Here is a 17,393-nt window from a genome sequence, read left to right as displayed (position 1 = left end):
GGACTTTGCGAAGCCTGCAACCACACCAAAGAAACCCCCGGCTGGAAAGCACGCCCCAGCCCCGAAGCCGCACCCGGATCCGCCTCGAGCATCGGCGCGAGGCACACCATCGAACTCACCACCCCCACCGGCCACACGTACCGTTCCACAGCGCCGCCCCTGCCCGGAACGCCTGCCGGCGAAGCGAGCGCGGATTCCCGCCGCCAGCGCCGCGACGAGCGGCATCGCGCGAAGACGCTCAAGCGTATGCGGCACTCAGGCTCACTGGCGGCCTGAGCGGCCCGGCTTCACGTGGTTTGAGATGCACTTTCTCCCGATGAAGGAAGTGGGACGGTTAGAGGAGTCGGCTGGTTAGGAATCGCTCAATGGCCGTGAACACCTGAACGTGTGCGGCCAAGGAGGCACGCCAGTCCTTCGGGACTTCCAACGAGTGATTGGCGTCCAGAATGTCAACGAACGTCGGTGCGGTTTCTGACAACGCAGCGGTTGCCCAAAACTTGTCTTTGGATCCACCGATGAGCAAATCCGGCTTACTTGTTTCAGCAAGTGTCCGCCGAAGGACGTCATCCGTGAGGATCGGTGTGAGCCAAATAGCTGGCACTTGAGCCTCTTCCGCCCAAGGAATCGAGAACGTACCAAACGACTTGGCCACGATGAGTCGATGGTCGGCGTGCGGAAACTCAGCGAACGCCTGCTGAACTGCACGAGCCGCGAACCCGTGGGGGTCATCCCCAGGTTCATCATCGTCGGTCCAGCGAATTGCCTGCACTTGCCAGCCGCGGTCTCGCTACTGTTCTGCAGGCCAGTAAAGAAGAGGCGATTCGACCTTGTAACCCGCACCCGGCACGAGCACGGCGACGTTGGTCTCGCCGTGAGTGGACTCACAGCCCGGCCAGAGGAAAGTTTCCATGCCGGAGATACTACCGACAGGGCTTGCTTTCCGGCCGGATGGCAGAAGTTAGTGAGCAAAGTTCGAATGTGACCCGTTGCGGCGTTGGTGGGGAACCGGCGTCGAACGGATCTCAAGCTGTCCAGGCTTGCACGCACGAAAAAGCCGCCCGCCGATCGAAACGATCAGCGGGCGGCTTTAGGGCAACTCGTCGGGCTTTAGCGCGCGCCGATCTCCTCCGGCTCGGGCTCGCTGTCGGCCGAAGCTGAGGCTGAAGCCGCGGGCCGGAGCTTGGCGCCCTCGACATCGACGTCCGGCAGGATCCGGTCCAGCCAGCGGGGCAGCCACCACGCCTTCTCGCCGAGAAGGTACATCACGGCCGGAACGATCGTCATGCGGACCACAAACGCGTCCACCAGGACACCGAAGGCCATCGCGAAGCCAAGCGGCCGGACCATGTTCAGGTGCGAGAAGATGAAGCCGGCGAACACGCTGACCATGATGATGGCGGCGGCGGTGACTACGGACGCGGCATGGCTGAAGCCGGTGCGGACCGCATGCCGGGCCGATTCCCCGTGCATGAAGGACTCACGCATGCCCGAGGTGATGAACACCTGGTAGTCCATGGCCAGCCCGAACAGCACGCCGATCAGGATGATTGGCAGGAAGCTCAGCACGGCGCCCGGGTTTTCGACGCCGAACACCGTTCCCAGCCAGCCCCACTGGTAGACCGCGACGACGGCTCCGAAGGCGGCCGCGAGCGAGAGCAGGAAACCGCCCGTGGCCAGCAGCGGTACCACGATGGAGCGGAACACGAGCAACAGCAGGATCAGGGACAGCCCGACGACGATGGCCAGGTACGGGGGCAGGGCATCGCCGAGTTTGGCGGAGACGTCGACGTTGCCGGCAGTCTGCCCCGTGAGGCCGATGCTGACCCCGGTGGATTCCTTGATGCGGTCCTTTTCGGCGCGCAGCTCGGAGACCACCTGGACAGTGCTCGCGCTGGCCGGGCCCTCCCGCGGGATGACCTGGAACACCGCGGTGCGGCGGTCCTCGCTCAGCGCCACAGGAATGGCGGCGGTGACGTTGCCAGTGCCACGGAGGATGTCGGCGACGTCGAGCTGCTTGGCTGTGGCTTCCTCCGCGCTCAGGCCGGCCGGGAAGTCGCCCACCACCACGATCGGGCCCGTCATGCCTTCGCCGAAGCTGCGGCCGGTGACGTCATAGGCCTTGAACGCCTGCGACTCCACAGGCTCGGACCCGCCGTCGGGCAGGGCCAGCCGCAACTGGCTGGCTGGCAGCGCCACGATGCCCAGCAGCAGGACGCCGGCCAGCAGTGCCAGGACCGGGTGCCGGGTGACGAGTCCGCCCCAGCCCTGTTTGCTGCGGCGTTCGTCGCGGGCACGGTCCGCGCTCTCGTGGCCGGGGGCGGCGTTGTGCTTTTCCGCCTTGGCCCAGACCCGGCGGGAGATGAGCCGGGGCCCGATCAGGGACAGGACGGCGGGGGTGAGGGTCAGAGCGACGACGACGGCGACTGCCACCGTTGCGGCGGCGGACAGGCCCATCACGGCCAGGAAGGGAAGGCCCGGGATCACGAGGGCCGCGAGGGCGATGACGACGGTCAGGCCCGCGAACAGCACCGCGTTGCCGGAGGTGCCGGTGGCGAGGGCGACGGATTCCTCGCCGTCCATGCCGGCCAGGAGCTGGCCGCGGTGCCGGTTGACGATGAACAGGGAGTAGTCGATGCCGACGGCGAGGCCCAGCATAAGCGCCAACATCGGGGAGATGGAACTCATGTCGACGGCGCCGCTGAGGGCAAAGGTGCCGCCGACGCCCACCGCCACACCGACCAGGGCCATCAGCAGGGGGAGCCCGGCGGCGATCAGGGTTCCCAGCATCACGATGAGCACCAGCGCCGCGATGGCGATGCCGAGGATCTCCGAGATGCCGAACAGTTCGGAGACGTCCTCTGTGATTTCCTTGCTGGCCAGGGCGGTCACGCCGGCAGAGGAGACTTCGTGGGCGATGTCCTGGACCTGCTGGCGCACGGCGGGGGCCAGCCCGTTGATCGAGGTCTTGAACTGGACCTGGGCGATTGCCGCAGTGCCGTCCTCGGATACGAACCGCATGCCCTGCGAGGCCTCCAACTGGCGTTTGGCCAGGGCGAGCTTGGCCGCGCCGGCCTCGAGTTCCTTGGTCCCGGCGTCGAGCTTCTCCTGGCCCGCGGCGAGGGCAGCCTTCTGCTGGCCAAGCTGGGCGTCGATGGCCTCGGCGGACATGCCGGCCGCGGTCATCTGCTGCTCGGCGGCGGCCAGCTGGGCCTTGCCGGCGGCCAGTCGGGCGGCCGACGCGTCCAGCTGCGCCTGTCCTGCGGATGCCTGCTGCTCGCCGGCGGCAAGGTCCGTGACGGCCTTGTCCAGCTGGGCCTGGGTGGCGAACGGGTCCACGGTGCCCTGAACATCGGGGAGGGCTTTCAGCTTGGTCAGCGCAGCCGAGACCGCGTCCTTGCCGGCCTGCGTGAACTGGCCGTTCTGCGACTCGAAGACGATGCCGGCCGAGCCGCCGGAGGACTTGGGCAGCTCCTGCTTCAGCTTGTCCGCCATCTGCTGGGTTTCAGTGCCGGGGATCTGGAAGTTGTTGGACATGGTGCCGTGGAAGGCCGCAGCCGCGCCGCCGACGGCCACCAGGACGGCGAGCCAGAGGGAGATGACGAGCCAGCGGTGGCGGTAGGAGAACTTGCCGAGACGGTAGAGCAACAGGGCCATGTCAGTGCCGATCTGGGGAAGGGGTGGCGGGGGAGTGGGACGCGAATCCGGAGCCGAGGAGGCCCATGGAATCGATCAGGAGCTGGCGCAGGACGGACAGGGACTCGGGGGTCAGGTCGCCGCCGCAGCGGGCAAACCAGACATCCATGGCGGCTTTTCCGCACGAGATGACGGAGCCGGCGAGGGCGCGGAGGTAGAGCTCGTCGACGTCGCCGGCCGCCGTCAGCGCAAAGCGTTCGCGGGCGGCTTCGATGATCTGTTCGGTGCAGTGGTCCCAGGCTTCCAGCTCGGAGCGGCTGAGCTGGGGGTTGGTCTGGCCCAGGCTGTAGAGCTCGGCCACCGGTGCGACGGTCATGGGATCGGCCAGTTCAACGAGGGCTGCGCGGGCCGATTCCAGGATGGGCTCGCCTGCCGGGCGGAGCCGGAACTGCTGAAGTGCCGTGTCCAGGAAGCCGAACGTCACCGAGGCGAGCGCCGCCTCGGTGCTGCCGAAGTAGTTGAAGAACGTGCGCCGGGAGATCCCGGCGGCGTCGGCGATGTCCTCCACCGTGAAGTTTCCGGGTCCCCGCGTGCGGAGCAGGTCCATGGCGGCGTCCGTGATGGCCTGCCGGGTAGCGGCCTTGTTTAGTTCGCGGCGCGAGGGGACACCGAGGTCGCCGGATGCGGCGGCGTGGGCGGCGGAGGGGGAGGGCGATGGGGACACGCGCTTACACTACGTGCATGTTTGCACTCTGGGCAAGTATTTTCCAGGGGTGGGGGCTGGCAGGATTGGCGCTCAAGGCTTGAGCTGGGCTGCCGCGTCGCCGGAATTGGTCAGGTAGATCGACTGGCCCGTTGCCCCGGGCTCATTCTGCGAGAGCGGAATGGCAAAAACGGCTGTGCCGTAGGCGCAGATCTCCGTCCAGTTCTGCCCGATCGCCGATGTATCGAAGCGCATGGTAACGATGGCGTTGGCGCCGCGCTGCTCGGCCTCGGCCACCATCCGGGCCATGACATCCTGCCGGCTGTCGTAGAGGGCCCTCGTCATTTCCAGCACCTCGCCGCCGCCCAGGGAACGGAAGCCCGCCATGAGCTGGGCCGTGATGTCCCGGGAGCGGACGGTCAGGCCCATGACTTCGCCGAAGACGGCGTCGATCCGGTGGCCCGGGATGTCATTCGAAGTGACGATCAGCATGCCCAGAGCCTATCCACCTTTGCCGCCATTTTGCCCTCTTTTTGCCCTCTGAGCGTCCCTGCCGGATTCACAGGAAAGTGAAAGCTGGGAAACAGCTATCTCTGCTGGGGCAGGTGCAGACTGAAGATGCTCGTGGAGCAGCCTTCCCCGGACGAACCATCAGCTTCAAGCGCCGTCACCGCGCGGCAGATCCAGGAGACAGCAGATGTCACGCACAACGAAAATCGCACTCGGCCTCGGGGCGGCGGCCGTTGCACTGGGCGCAGGGCTCGGGGTCGCCGGGATGGCCTCCGCCACCACGACGCCGACGCCCGCCCCGACACCCAGCTCGAGTGCTCCCGGGAACAACTTCGCCGACGGCTACGGCATGCGCGGCGGACACCGCGGCCACGGCGGTGCGGAGTTCGGCGCCCGCGCCAAAGAACTCGCCGCCAAGCTCGGCGTCGACGAGGCGAAGGTCACCGACGCCCTGAAGACTTTCCGCGACGCCAACAGGCCGGCCACCCCGCCGGCCCCAGGGCAGAAGCCGGACCGCGCCGCGATGGAGAAGGCCCTGGCCGCGTCCCTGGCGAAGTCGCTCGGCATCGATGAAGCCAAGGTCACCGCTGCCCTGGAGGAATTGCGTACCGCGGAACAGGCCAATCACGCCGCGGCACTGAAGCCCCGGCTGGACCAGGCCGTCAAGGACGGCACCCTGACCCAGGCAGAAGCGGACGCAGTCACCAAGGCCGCCGAAAAGGGTGTGATCGGCGGACACTAGGCACGTGCGGACTCGGGCCGATGCCGGCTAAAAGCCGAAGCCGGTAAACCAGAGAAGTCCCCGGGATTCCAGGGGACTTCTCTGGTGAACACTCGTTCTGTTGTTACGCCCTGGCGTCAGCCAGTTCCCGCTCGTCCCGTCCTGCCGCGGGAGTGGCGGCGGCGGAGGGGTCGACGGCCGCGGTGCCATCGACGTCGTCGCTAAACGGATCGCCGTTCCGCGGCGCGTTGTACAGCGTTTCGTCCAGGATGCCCTGGCGCTTGGCCACGATCGCCGGGATCAATGCCTGCCCGGCCACGTTGACGGCGGTGCGTCCCATGTCCAGGATCGGGTCGATGGCCAGCAGCAGGCCGACGCCGGCCAGCGGCAGTCCCAGCGTGGAGAGCGTCAGCGTCAGCATCACGACGGCGCCCGTAGTGCCGGCGGTCGCGGCAGAGCCGAGCACGGACACCAGTGCGATCAGCAGGTACTGGGTGAAGTCGAGCTGGATGCCGAAGAACTGGGCCACGAAAATCGCCGCCACGGCCGGGTAGATCGCCGCGCAGCCGTCCATCTTGGTGGTCGCGCCGAGCGGCACGGCGAAGGAGGCGTAGGCGCGGGGGACACCCAGGCTTCGTTCGGTCACGCGCTGGGTCAGCGGCAGGGTGCCGATCGAGGAGCGGGAGACGAAGGCCAGCTGCACGGCCGGCCACACGCCGGAGTAGTACTGCTTGATGGACAGTCCGTGGCTGCGGATCAGCACGGGGTAGACCACGAACAGCACGAGCGCCAGGCCGATGTAGATCGCCACGGTGAACTTGCCGAGCGAGCCGATGGTGTCCCAGCCGTAGACGGCCACGGCGTTGCCGATCAGGCCGACCGTGCCCAGCGGCGCGATCCGGATGATCCACCAGAGGACCTTCTGGATGACGGCGAGGGCGGAGGCGTTCAGGGCCAGGAACGGCTCGGCCGCCTTGCCCACTTTCAGCGCGGCGATGCCGACGGCGATCGCGATTACCAGGATCTGGAGGACGTTGAAGCTCACGGCGGTGGTGGCGACGCCGTCAGTGACGGTGGTGGTCGCGCCGAGGCCCAGGAAGTTCTTCGGGAACAGCCCGGTCAGGAAGGCCCACCAGTCACCGGACTTGCCGGCGTACTTCGCTTCCTGGCTGATGCCGGTTCCGGCGCCGGGCTGCAGCAGCACGCCCAGGCCGATGCCGATTAGCACGGCGATTAGCGAGGTGATCGCGAACCAGAGCAGCGTGTTCCAAGCCAGCCGGGCCGCGTTGGAAACGGCGCGCAGGTTGGAAATTGAGCTGACGACGGCGGTGAAGATCAGGGGGACCACGGCGGTCTGCAGCAGCGAGACGTAGCTCGAGCCGATGGTCTGCAGCGTGGTGCCGAGGGCGTTGGGGTTGGCCTTGGTGCTGCCGGTGTACTTGGCCAGCAGGCCAAGGCCCAGGCCGACGATCAGGGCGGCAATGATCTGGAAGCCGAACGAGCCGGCCCATTTGGGCAGCTGGAACCCGGTCTTTCCAGCGGGTGCGGGGGTGCTTGTCTGAGTGGTCACCGGAACACGCTAGGACCGTTGCCAATAGCATGACGAACGGATGTTGAGAAATGTTACGGCGCCACAGGTGGCCCCGCGCCGCGGAATGCCCGGGCTTGCCGCGCCGGCAGGGGCTTTTGTGAAGTTATTCCGGCAAGCGGTGTGGCGATTGTCTCGTCGCCGGGCGGCCCGGGCCGCCCGGTGAGGCGCGGGATGACGGTTCGCGGCAATGCTCTGGAGAAACACTGCCGCGAACTGCCATCCCGGGCAGGGAGGGCCTAGCGTGCGCAGGTGCCTGCGACGCCGCCGCCTGCGTGGTAAATCATGTCCTGGTACGCCACGGAGGAGCGCACCGGGGTGTTGCTGGTGACTGTCTGGACCGTGGCCCCGCTGCGTGCGAGCTTGAAGGACGGTGTGGTCCCGGCCACGAGCGGAACCTTGAAGGAGGTCAGCCCGGCCGGGGCGTCCATGGTCTTGACGTTGCTGCCCTGGGTGATGGTCAGGCGCCCCGGAGTCTTCAGCACGGCCACGAGTTCTACTTCGTTCTTCGCCGCGTCACCGTTCGGGATGTACATCGGCGTGGGTTTGCCGTTGCGACCGATGGGGGTCATCGAATACGGAGCGTTCGTGGGGTGCGAGCGGTGGCTCCAGTACAAGGCATCCTGGGTGATCGCGGGCTTGACCCCGTTCTTGAACCAGGAAATGTAGTAGGCAGCCATGTCCAGCACGGCATAGCCGCGGTCCTTGGAAGGTGCCACCCAGGACTCGGTGTAGTCGTTCCAGGCGATGAGCGCAATGGAGTCGGCGTTGCTGGTGACCGCCGAGGCCAGGGAATCGCGCAGGGTGGAACTGTTGGACGACTCCCAGTACCGCCCGTCGTAGGACCGTGAATCCTCGAACGCCACCGGCTGCATGTAGGTCTTGCCGCGGCGGTGGGCTTCAGCGCTTTCCTTGGCGAGGGTCGGAACGCCGCTGGCGGTGCGGGTGCCCCATTGCGAATACCCGGACACCGAATTGTTCCAGTCCGTCTTTTGGGTTCCTCCGCCCCACGAAATGAAGATGGGTACGAGGTTGGATTTGACGCCGGAGGAGGCGAGGCGGCTCCGGAGCCCGTCCCACCACGAGGGAGTCTTGCGTTCCGGGAAGAACGGGGCGAGCACGATGCCGGCATTGTTCCGGTAGATGGACGGGTCGTCCTTCACCTTCATGACGTTGTTGTAAACGCTGTCAGAGGTGGAGCCGGCGGCCGTGTTGAAGTCCGGGCTGAGCATGATCTTGAAGCCTGGGTCAACCGCCTTGGCGGCGGCGAGCATGGCCGGCAGCTGCTGCCAGCGGATATCGGTGGAGCTGTTGTATTCCCAGATGAATCCGTCCAGGCCCGCTCCGACTGCCTGCCGGACCTCCTTCTCGAAATCGGCCTGCCGCCAGGTGGTCTGGGTTGCACGCTGGGGAGCAGCCGGACGGTCCCGGAGGTCGTACGCGCCGTTGGCGGAGTTGTGGGTGTCCATCCAGCGCGGGTAGACGTCGCGGGTGGCGTCGGGGCTGTCGACTGCGAGCGGGAACGGCGGGAAGTAGTAGGCCCACGCCTTCTTCACCGAGGTGTGCCGGTTCGCGGGCGCCGGGAGGTTGAAGGGCAGCGGATTGCACGCCGTTGTCGTAGCGGTGGGCGTGGCAGTCGGCGTCGCGGCGTTCAGGGGTGCCGGGGCGCTAAGCGTGGCCGCAGCCACGACGACGGCCGTCGCAACCACGGATGCCGCTGTGCGCTTCCGGATCCGCGTCCGCGCTTTCGCGGCGTCATTGGTCGGTGGACTTAGGAATGAGGCGATATTCCTCATAGGGGCTCCAATATGGGGTCTTGTGTATGCCCGGCAATCGTCAGCCGCTGCAGGATGCCTCAGCGAGGTTCCGGCAGAAGCTCAGCGCCTGGCTTTTCCTCTGCGCTCCTTCGCGGAGCGCCGGGATGCTGGCGCTATTCGTTCACGCGGGATTCTATTGTCAATAGCTCGCACCGGAGACCAAGGTGCTGGTACCTCTATGCATGCGCCTGGTTCATAGGCGTTGTCCCGCGTAATTGCTGCGGGGACGACGCGCGCATACTGACAGTCAGCAAGACCATGCCGCAGTTGCGGAGGTACTTGCATGACCGGCGCCCTGCCGGAGGGCAAAGGTACACCGGACACTTGAGTCGCAGCCCCAGCCGCCGACCCGGGCGTTCAAAAGCCCAGAAAATGTGTCCCCCAGAGACTAGTCGACTATTGGGCCAAGGTCCATTTGCCCGGGACAGACGGACGGCCGGCTGCGGCGACTTCGCCCCGCGAATAGTCGCCCCAACCGGCCGTCTGCCCACTGTCCGTGCAGGTCAGCCCACGGAACCCGGCTTACCCCAGGAGCGCGCGCTTGAGGGTGTCCAGGCCCACCGAGCCGATGTTCAGGGCCTTCGTGTGGAAGGCCTTGAGGTCGAAGCCGGGGCGGGATTCCAGCTCTTCCCGGATCTGCTCCCAGAGCCGCTGGCCCACCTTGTAGGACGGGGCCTGTCCCGGCCAGCCCAGGTAGCGGGTGAACTCGAACTTCAGCTGCCCCTCGCTGATCGGCAGGTTGGCGCGGAGGAAGTCAAAGCCCTTCTCGGAGGTCCAGATGCCGCTGCCCCAGCGCTCGGGGACTTCGAGTTCCAGGTGCACGCCGATGTCGAACACCACGCGGGCCGCACGCATGCGCTGCATGTCCAGCATGCCCATGTGGTCGCCGGGATCATTGAGGTAGCCGAGCTCCTGCATGAGCTTCTCCGCGTAGAGTGCCCAGCCTTCGCCATGGCCCGAGGTCCAGCACACGCTGCGGCGCCACTTGTTCAGCAGCTCCCGGCGGTAGGTGGCGGTGGCGACCTGGAGGTGGTGGCCGGGCACGCCCTCGTGGTACACGGTGGTGGTTTCGGCCCACGTGGTGAAGGTGTCTTCACCGGCCGGCACGGACCACCACATGCGGCCCGGGCGGCTGAAGTCCTCCGAGGGTCCCGTGTAGTAGATGCCGCCTTCATCGGTGGGCGCGATCCGGCACTCCAGCGTTTTCATGACGTCCGGGATCTCGAAGTGGACGCCGGCGAGCTCCGCGACGGCTTTGTCGGACAGTTCCTGCATCCAGGCCTGGAGGGCGTCGGTGCCCTTGAGCTGGCGGGCGGGATCGTTGTTGAGGATCTCTTTGGCTTCCTCCACCGTGGCGCCGGGCCGGATTTCGCCAGCCACCCGTTCCTGTTCGGCGATGAGGCGGTCGAGTTCCTGGACACCCCAAGCGTAGGTCTCCTCCAGGTCCACGGTGGCGCCGAGGAAGTCCCGGGAGGCCAGGGCGTAGCGGGCGCGGCCCACAGCGTCCTTGGCCGGGGCGACGGGCAGGAGCTCGGACTCGAGGAAACCTGCGAGCCGGGAGTACGCCACCCGGGCAGCTGCCGCGCCGGCGTCGAGCCGGGACTGCAGTTCCGCCGGGAGCGGGCCGTCCGCGGTCTTGGCGCCGGCGGCGAGCTTGGCGAAGAAGCCGTCGTCCGCGGCGTGCTTGGTGGCCTGCTCGATCACGATCGAAACCTGGCGGGCCGCGGCCACTTTGCCGTCCTGCATCGCCGAACGCAGCGACTCGATGTAGCCGTCGATGGCGGCGGTGACATTGTGGGCCCGACCCGCGATGTGCTCCCACTGCCCGGCGGTATCCGTCGGCATGAGGTCAAAGATCGCGCGGATGTCCTGGGACGGGGAGGCGATGTTGTTCAGATCGGCCGTGGCCCAGCCCGATTCGTGGATTTCCAGCTGCAGGCCCAACCGCTCGCGCATGGCATCGAGGGTGACGGCGTCGACGTCGTCAACCGGCTCCAGCCCGTCCAGCGCCGCAAGTGCCTCGCGGGCGGCGGCCGCGAATTCCTCGTGGCCGGCGGGGGAGAAATCCTGGTACTCCGTCTCGTGCCCGGGCAGGCCGAGTTCGGTGGCGAAGCTCGGGTTAAGCCGGATCAGGGTGTCCGTGTAGGCGTCGGCGACGGCGTCAATGGCCGTCTGCTGGCGCGCGGGGGCAGTGTTGTCTGAGGCGATGATTTCGGTAGTCACCCGACGAGACTAGCCCGGCCGCCGCGGTTATGAAAGAGTCACTGAACTTTTTCGCGCGCAACTCTCCCGTGCAGATTTCGGCTGCGGGCAGGCCTTGCCAGGACGCTGAACCGCGTCGGCTCAGCCCAGGCTGCGGCGCCAGGCCTGCGGACCGGGCCTCGGCGCCAGCCGAAGCTGCTGCCGGCGGACCCAGTGCCGGACGCCGGGGCTTTCCGGTGCCGCCTGCTGGGTCTGCCCCAGGGACAGCACGACGGCGGTCAGCGCCGCCAGCTCTTCCGGCGTCGGTTCGCCCTTCACGACTGAGAGAAGCGGCGAGTCGAGGCTGTCGGCGGGTCCTTCTGGCCGTGGGCCCACGCCGGCGAGGGACCCGGCCTGAGCTTGCGAAGGCTGGGAGCCGGTGGGGACTTGCGAGGTTAGGGGGCGGGTGGGGATCACAGCGGGATGTTCCCGTGCTTCTTGGCGGGCAGGGCTGCCCGCTTGTCCCGGAGGGCGCGCAGGCCCTTGATGATCTGCAGCCGGGTCTCGGACGGTGCGATGACGGCGTCCACGTAGCCGAGCTGGGCGGCCTGGTAGGGGTTGAGCAGCTCTTCCTCGTACTGGCGGATCACCTCGGCGCGCTTGGCCTCGACGTCGCCGCCGTCCTCGGCCACCGCGGCGAGTTCGCGGCGGTACAGGATGTTCACGGCACCCTGGGCGCCCATGACGCCGATCTGGGCGGTGGGCCAGGCCAGGTTGAGGTCCGCGCCGAGCTTCTTGGAGCCCATCACGATGTAGGCCCCGCCGTAGGCCTTGCGGGTGATCACGGTCAGCTTGGGCACGGTGGCCTCGGCATACGCGTAGAGCAGCTTGGCGCCGCGGCGGATGATGCCCTGGAACTCCTGGTCCTTGCCCGGCAGGAAGCCCGGCACGTCCACGAGCGTGATGATGGGGATGTTGAAGGCATCGCAGTGCCGGACGAAGCGGGCGGCCTTTTCCGAGGCCGCAATGTCCAGGGTGCCGGCGAACTGCATGGGCTGGTTGGCCACGATGCCCACCGTGTGGCCCTCGACCCGGCCGTAGCCGATGATCACGTTCGGGGCATAGAGGGACTGCATCTCGAGGAAGTGGGCGTCGTCGACAATTTGCTCGATGACCTTGCGCATGTCGTACGGTTGGTTGGCCGAGTCCGGGATCAGCGCGTCCAGGGCGAGGTCGTCGTCGTCGACCTCCAGTTCCTGCTGGTGCTCCAGCACCGGGGCCTCGGCGAGGTTGTTGGAGGGCAGGAAGTCGAGCAGTTCGCGGACGAACTCGACGGCGTCGGCCTCGTCGGAGGCCAGGTAAGTCGAGGTGCCGGTGTTGGCGTTGTGCTGCCGGGCGCCGCCGAGGGTTTCCATGTCCACGTCTTCGCCGGTGACGGTCTTGATGACGTCCGGGCCGGTGATGAACATGTGCGAGGTCTTGTCCACCATGACCACATAGTCGGTCAGGGCGGGGGAGTAGGCCGCGCCGCCGGCGGAGGGGCCCATGATCAGCGAGATCTGCGGGACGACGCCGGAGGCGTGGACGTTGTTGCGGAAGATGTCCGCGAACATCGCCAGGGAGGCGACACCCTCCTGGATGCGGGCACCGCCGCCGTCGAGGATGCCCACCACGGGGCAGCCGTTGCGCAGCGCGAACTCCTGGACCTTGACGATCTTTTCGCCGTTGACCTGGCTCAGCGAGCCGCCGTAGACGGAGAAATCCTGGCTGTAGACCGCAACCGGGCGGCCGTCCACCGTGCCGTAGCCGGAGACGAGGCCGTCGCCGAGGGGCTTCTTCTTCTCCATGCCGAACGCGGTGGAGCGGTGCACGGCCAGCGCATCGAATTCGACGAAGGAGCCGGCGTCCAGCAACAGGTCGATGCGCTCGCGGGCGGTGTTCTTGCCGCGCGCGTGCTGCTTGGCGATCGCTTCCGGGCCGGAGGGCTGTTCGGCACGGGCCTGGCGGTCGCGGAAATCTGCAATCTTTCCCGCAGTCGTGGTCAGATCGTGGCTCATCAAGTTTCTCCGGCTCTGTCGCAAGGTTGTACGGCGCCCGTCGCGTGGGGTCCTTTGGCTGGAATCCACAAAAGCAGGGCTCTGCTGGCAAGTCTAGTGACGGTATTGGCCCGTGCCGCTGTAGGGAACCTACAATTTTCCCGCCGCGAAACTCCCTCACCGCTTTGTTACCCGCCAGTAACATTGGTCGGCTAGAGTGTGGGCATGACTTCAAGCAACGATGCTTCGGGCACCGCCGCAGGGCCGTACCAGGCCGCCGGTTCCCTCCAGGGCCGCACGGTCCTCATCTCCGGGGGCAGCCGTGGCATCGGCCTGGCCATCGCGCTCCGCGCGGCCCGGGACGGCGCCAACATCGTCCTGATGGCCAAGACCGGTCAGCCCCACGCCAGGCTGGAGGGCACCGTGTATACCGCCGCCGAACAGATCGAGGCCGCCGGCGGCCAGGCCCTGCCGCTGGTCGGCGACGTGCGCAACGACGCCGACGTCGCCGGTGCAGTCGGCGCCGCCGTGGACCACTTTGGCGGGATCGACGTCGTCATCAACAATGCGTCGGCGATCGACCTCTCCACCACCCACGATGTGGACATGAAACGCTACGACCTCATGCAGGACATCAACGTGCGCGGGACGTTCCTGCTCTCGAAGATGGCGCTGCCGGCGCTGCGGGCATCCGATGCAGGGCACATCCTCACGCTCTCCCCGCCCTTGAACCTGGATCCGAAGTGGGCCGGCCTGCACCTGGCCTACACCATGGCCAAGTACGGCATGAGCCTGACCACGCTGGGGCTGGCCGAGGAGCTCAAGGCCGACGGCGTCGCCGTGAACTCACTCTGGCCGTGTACCTTGATCGACACCGCGGCGATCCGCAACATGCCCGGCGGCGACATGATCGTTAAGGGCGCCCGCAGCCCCGAAATCATGGCCGACGCCGCCCACGCCGTGCTGACCGGCGGCAACGCTGTCCCCGCCCACGGCAGCCGGAGCGGTAACTTCTACACCGATGAACAGGTTCTCGCGGCGGCAGGGGTGACGGACTTCAGCCCGTACAGCCTCGGCGCGCCGGAGGCCCTGCTGGTCCCGGACATCTTCCTCTGAACTTGCTGGGTGTTTTGCGGCCGTCTGCCCCGCGGAATTTCCCCTCATTTGGCGTCCGGGCGCCGGAATCAGCGGTGTGTCCGGCCGACACGCCGGACACCCCGGCCAAAGGTGGGGAGTTTCGGCGGAGGCATGTGAGGCAGACGGCCGGGGCCCCGGTGCGCTTTCCTCGGTAGGATTCAAGGATGGAAACCGCGCAGGAAACCCCGGACCGTCCGCCCCTGGACCTGAGTGCCCTCAGCGATGAGGCGTTCCTGTCCGCGAACGGAATTCCGCGCCTGACGGTGCTTGAGTCCACCGGCTCCACCAACGCCGATCTCCTCCGCGGGGTGACCGAGGAACCCGGCGCGTGGCCGGACCTGTCAGTGCTGACCGCCGAGTACCAGAGTGACGCGCGCGGCCGGCTCGACCGCCGGTGGGAGGCGCCGGCCCGCAGTTCGGTCTCTGTCTCCCTGGTGCTCCTGCCGGTCAACGGGGCCGGCCGGCCGCTGCCGACCCACAGGTACTCCTGGCTCTCCCTCCTGGCCGCCCTCGCCCTGCGTGAGGCCCTGACGGAAACGGCAGGCCTTCCGGCGGAACTCAAATGGCCCAACGACGTCCTGGTCCGGGGCCGGAAAATCGCCGGCATCCTGGCCCAGCTCGGCCCGCTCGGCGCCGGCGGCGCGCCGCCGGTCATCCTCGGCACCGGCCTGAACGTCACGCTGACGGAGCCCGAACTCCCGGTTCCCACCGCCACCTCCGTGCTGCTGGAGAATCCCGACACAGTGGACCGGACGGAGCTCCTGAAGAGCTACCTGTCCCGCTTCGCCACCCTGTACCGGAGTTTCTGCAACGCCGACGGCGACCCTACCGCCGGCATGGCCGGTGGCCCATCGCTGCACAAACGCGTGGAGCACCTCCTCTCAACCCTCGGCAAGCAGGTCCGGGCCCAACTCCCGGGCGACCACGAGATCATTGGCCATGCCACGCGCCTGGACGAATACGGCTCACTCCTGGTGGTCGATGCCGCGGGCCATGAACATGTGGTGACCGCCGGCGACGTCGTGCACCTGAGGCCGTGGAACCCGGCCGGGACCGGCGGCCAGGGCACCGGCAGCGGCGGAGCAGAAAGCGGCTATGCGTAGAGTGCTCCTGCCGGGAGAGCAAGTGATTGTGGTGACCCGGCCCCAGCCCAGGATGCTCATTGTCCCGGCGCTGATGTTCATTGTTGTTCCGGCCTTGGCCGCGTACGCCTGCGCCTGGGTTGTCAAGGGCGGTCCGGCGCGGCTCGTCCCCCTCGTCCCGAAAGAGTGGACGCCCTGGCTCCTCGCCGTGTGCCTGGCGTTGGCGGCGTGGGTGCTGCTGGGCTATTGCCTCCCGCGGGTCATTGCATGGCATGCCACCCGCTACATCCTCACCAGCCAGCGCATAGTTGCCCGATACGGCATGTTACGGCGGCGCGATGAACAGATACCACTCGCCGCCGTCCGGCATGTGGCCATTGAGCAATCCTTGTTGCAGCGCCTATTGCACTCCGGGAATATATCCTTGGAGACCGGGTACCCCCTTGGAACGGTGGTCCCCGATGTCCCGGAGGTCGCGACATTCCGTAATTTCCTGCTGGACGCCATCGACGACCTCCCGCAGGGCGAGGCGTCCGGCGCCGATGGCATGACCTACAACCCGGGCGAGGCCTGGCCGTGGGAGACGAGAGAAGGTGGAAGAGATGAACGCTGAGAACGTCCACCAGGACATCGATCTCGCTGCCCCGGATTTGCCCCGGGAGCCCGAGGACGCCGCCGGTTCGGCTGCCGCCGGTTCGGCTGCCGCCGACAGCGACGCCGGGACCGCCTTCGGCGCCCAAGCCGGCGCGCTCATCGAACCCGAACTCGAACTCGAACCCGACGAAGTCGAGCCCGACGAACCCGCCGCCGAACCCGTGGCCCCGCCCACCGGCACGATGTCCGCTGAACGGCTTGCCGCCAAGGCCCTGGAAGCGCGGCTGCTGGGCGGAGAACGCAAGCTTCGGCGTCGTGAAGTCGCCGCCGGTGCGGGGCTCTCGCTGCTCTCTGCCCGGAAACTTTGGCGCGCCCTGGGTTTTCCCAACCTCGGGGATGAAGATGTCGCCTTCACCGAGCGTGACCAGGCCGCCCTGTCCACCATCGTGGACCTGGTGCGCGACGGCAAGCTCACCGAGGAAGCCGCAATCTCCATCACCCGGGCCATCGGCCAGATGACCGACCGGATGGTGGTGTGGCAGATCGAGGCCCTCGTGGAGGACATGGTCCAGGAACATGGCGTGACTGACGCCGTCGCCCGCAAGCGGCTCGTCAGCGAGTTGCCGAACCTGATCGACCCCCTCGAGGAGATGCTCGCCTACTCCTGGCGCCGCCAGCTCAACGCCGGTGTGCAGCGCCTGGCCGTCCGGGCCGAAGCCGGGCTGCAGTCCAGCGAAGAGGGCCGCGAAGGCGACGAGGACGATGCGCCCCTGCCGTTGGCCCGGGCGGTCGGCTTCGCCGACCTTGTCTCGTACACCAGCCTGTCCCGCCGGATGAACGAGAAGACGCTCGCCCAGCTGGTGCAGCGCTTCGAGAACAAGTGCGCCGAAATCATCTCGGTCGGCGGCGGCCGGCTGGTCAAGACCGTCGGCGACGAGGTCCTGTACATTGCCGAGACTCCGGCGGCCGGCGCCGAGATTTCCCTGGCCCTGTCCCGCGCCTTCACCGACGACGAGATCCTGCCCCAGGCCCGCGTGGCCATGGTCTGGGGCCGAATCCTCTCCCGCCTCGGCGACATCTACGGACCCACCGTCAACCTCGCCGCCCGCCTGACGGCTCTCGCGGACCCTGGAACCGTGCTGGTGGATTCGATGACCGCGGCCGCGCTGGAGCAGGACGAACGCTTCGTCCTGGTGCCCCGGCCGGCCGAGGACGTCCGCGGGTTTGGTGAAATCCACCCGGTGCAGCTGCAGCCCGGCAGCGGCCGGGGCCTGATCCTGGACTGAACGCCGGATCAGCCCGCCGGCAGGCCGTGGCGGGCTTCTCAGCTGAGCGGCGCATATGCAATAGTCGGACCGGCAGTTGCGATCCGGCCGGGTTGTGAACGCCGT

Annotated in this window: 15 protein-coding genes and 1 pseudogene; 6 read left to right on the top strand and 10 right to left on the bottom strand. The window is 67.5% G+C overall.

All coding sequences use genetic code 11. The features are described from left to right. Nucleotides 1–276, top strand: a pseudogene (locus AC1DGD_RS08530) (hypothetical protein); the annotation flags it as partial. Nucleotides 277–334: 58 nt separating this feature from the next. On the opposite strand, the gene AC1DGD_RS08525 reads toward AC1DGD_RS08530, so the two are convergent. The 5 genes from AC1DGD_RS08525 to AC1DGD_RS08505 form a co-directional block, all read right to left on the bottom strand. After that, nucleotides 335–769, bottom strand: coding sequence for a hypothetical protein (locus AC1DGD_RS08525; RefSeq protein ID WP_476856514.1), 435 nt, complete (start codon nt 767–769; stop codon nt 335–337). 18 nt (nt 770–787) lie between these two features. Continuing rightward, nucleotides 788–910, bottom strand: a complete 123-nt coding sequence (locus tag AC1DGD_RS08520) for a hypothetical protein (RefSeq protein WP_476856513.1) — start codon at nt 908–910, stop codon at nt 788–790. Between the two features lie 197 nt (nt 911–1,107). Then, a complete protein-coding gene (locus tag AC1DGD_RS08515; protein ID WP_476856512.1) occupies nt 1,108–3,654 on the bottom strand; it encodes an MMPL family transporter in 2,547 nt (848 codons plus the stop codon). Between the two features lies 1 nt (nt 3,655). Continuing rightward, on the bottom strand, nt 3,656–4,357 hold the full coding sequence (locus tag AC1DGD_RS08510; protein ID WP_476856511.1) for a TetR/AcrR family transcriptional regulator: 702 nt from the start codon (nt 4,355–4,357) through the stop codon (nt 3,656–3,658). A 72-nt stretch (nt 4,358–4,429) separates the two neighbouring features. Then, on the bottom strand, nt 4,430–4,828 hold the full coding sequence (locus AC1DGD_RS08505) for a YbjQ family protein (RefSeq protein WP_476856510.1): 399 nt from the start codon (nt 4,826–4,828) through the stop codon (nt 4,430–4,432). A gap of 205 nt (nt 4,829–5,033) precedes the next feature. On the opposite strand from AC1DGD_RS08505, the gene AC1DGD_RS08500 reads away from it, so the two are divergent. After that, nucleotides 5,034–5,588 carry a hypothetical protein gene (locus AC1DGD_RS08500; RefSeq protein WP_476856509.1) on the top strand — a complete coding sequence of 185 codons (555 nt, stop codon included), beginning with the start codon at nt 5,034–5,036 and terminating at the stop codon, nt 5,586–5,588. Between the two features lie 103 nt (nt 5,589–5,691). Here the strand turns inward: AC1DGD_RS08500 and AC1DGD_RS08495 are convergent, their stop codons facing one another. The 5 genes from AC1DGD_RS08495 to AC1DGD_RS08475 form a co-directional block, all read right to left on the bottom strand. Then, nucleotides 5,692–7,137 carry a dicarboxylate/amino acid:cation symporter gene (locus AC1DGD_RS08495; RefSeq protein ID WP_476856508.1) on the bottom strand — a complete coding sequence of 482 codons (1,446 nt, stop codon included), beginning with the start codon at nt 7,135–7,137 and terminating at the stop codon, nt 5,692–5,694. 257 nt (nt 7,138–7,394) lie between these two features. After that, nucleotides 7,395–8,951, bottom strand: a complete 1,557-nt coding sequence (locus tag AC1DGD_RS08490) for a glycoside hydrolase family 71 protein (RefSeq protein WP_476856507.1) — start codon at nt 8,949–8,951, stop codon at nt 7,395–7,397. Between the two features lie 543 nt (nt 8,952–9,494). Then, nucleotides 9,495–11,195, bottom strand: coding sequence for a DUF885 domain-containing protein (locus AC1DGD_RS08485; RefSeq protein ID WP_476856506.1), 1,701 nt, complete (start codon nt 11,193–11,195; stop codon nt 9,495–9,497). Between the two features lie 120 nt (nt 11,196–11,315). After that, a complete protein-coding gene (locus AC1DGD_RS08480; RefSeq protein ID WP_459385969.1) occupies nt 11,316–11,549 on the bottom strand; it encodes an acyl-CoA carboxylase subunit epsilon in 234 nt (77 codons plus the stop codon). 77 nt (nt 11,550–11,626) lie between these two features. Continuing rightward, nucleotides 11,627–13,210, bottom strand: coding sequence for an acyl-CoA carboxylase subunit beta (locus AC1DGD_RS08475; protein ID WP_079551557.1), 1,584 nt, complete (start codon nt 13,208–13,210; stop codon nt 11,627–11,629). A gap of 204 nt (nt 13,211–13,414) precedes the next feature. Between AC1DGD_RS08475 and AC1DGD_RS08470 the strand changes: the two genes are divergently transcribed. The 4 genes from AC1DGD_RS08470 (at nt 13,415) to AC1DGD_RS08455 (ending at nt 17,288) form a co-directional block, all read left to right on the top strand. Beyond that, a complete protein-coding gene (locus AC1DGD_RS08470) occupies nt 13,415–14,305 on the top strand; it encodes an SDR family oxidoreductase (RefSeq protein WP_476856505.1) in 891 nt (296 codons plus the stop codon). 185 nt (nt 14,306–14,490) lie between these two features. Next, nucleotides 14,491–15,429, top strand: coding sequence for a biotin--[acetyl-CoA-carboxylase] ligase (locus tag AC1DGD_RS08465; RefSeq protein ID WP_476856504.1), 939 nt, complete (start codon nt 14,491–14,493; stop codon nt 15,427–15,429). Next, a complete protein-coding gene (locus AC1DGD_RS08460) occupies nt 15,422–16,021 on the top strand; it encodes a PH domain-containing protein (protein WP_230007961.1) in 600 nt (199 codons plus the stop codon). Before AC1DGD_RS08465 ends, AC1DGD_RS08460 begins: the two co-directional genes overlap by 8 nt. Further along, a complete protein-coding gene (locus AC1DGD_RS08455) occupies nt 16,011–17,288 on the top strand; it encodes an adenylate/guanylate cyclase domain-containing protein (RefSeq protein ID WP_476856503.1) in 1,278 nt (425 codons plus the stop codon). The genes AC1DGD_RS08460 and AC1DGD_RS08455 overlap by 11 nt, the downstream gene beginning before the upstream one ends. The last annotated feature ends 105 nt before the right edge of the window (nt 17,289–17,393 follow it).

This window comes from Arthrobacter sp. 05T45 (assembly GCF_056395875.1).
Note: the sequence above shows the minus strand (reverse complement) of the source record. Positions and strands in the feature narration are given on the sequence as shown.

Bases quoted from the DNA above. Each gene is read 5' to 3' on its own strand.
- AC1DGD_RS08520 (WP_476856513.1), bottom strand. From the start codon at position 910: ATGGAAACTTTCCTCTGGCCGGGCTGTGAGTCCACTCACGGCGAGACC.
- AC1DGD_RS08515 (WP_476856512.1), bottom strand. From the start codon at position 3,654: ATGGCCCTGTTGCTCTACCGTCTCGGCAAGTTCTCCTACCGCCACCGC.
- AC1DGD_RS08505 (WP_476856510.1), bottom strand. From the start codon at position 4,828: ATGCTGATCGTCACTTCGAATGACATCCCGGGCCACCGGATCGACGCC.
- AC1DGD_RS08500 (WP_476856509.1), top strand. From the start codon at position 5,034: ATGTCACGCACAACGAAAATCGCACTCGGCCTCGGGGCGGCGGCCGTT.
- AC1DGD_RS08490 (WP_476856507.1), bottom strand. From the start codon at position 8,951: ATGAGGAATATCGCCTCATTCCTAAGTCCACCGACCAATGACGCCGCG.
- AC1DGD_RS08475 (WP_079551557.1), bottom strand. From the start codon at position 13,210: ATGAGCCACGATCTGACCACGACTGCGGGAAAGATTGCAGATTTCCGC.
- AC1DGD_RS08470 (WP_476856505.1), top strand. From the start codon at position 13,415: ATGACTTCAAGCAACGATGCTTCGGGCACCGCCGCAGGGCCGTACCAG.
- AC1DGD_RS08465 (WP_476856504.1), top strand. From the start codon at position 14,491: ATGGAAACCGCGCAGGAAACCCCGGACCGTCCGCCCCTGGACCTGAGT.
- AC1DGD_RS08460 (WP_230007961.1), top strand. From the start codon at position 15,422: ATGCGTAGAGTGCTCCTGCCGGGAGAGCAAGTGATTGTGGTGACCCGG.
- AC1DGD_RS08455 (WP_476856503.1), top strand. From the start codon at position 16,011: ATGAACGCTGAGAACGTCCACCAGGACATCGATCTCGCTGCCCCGGAT.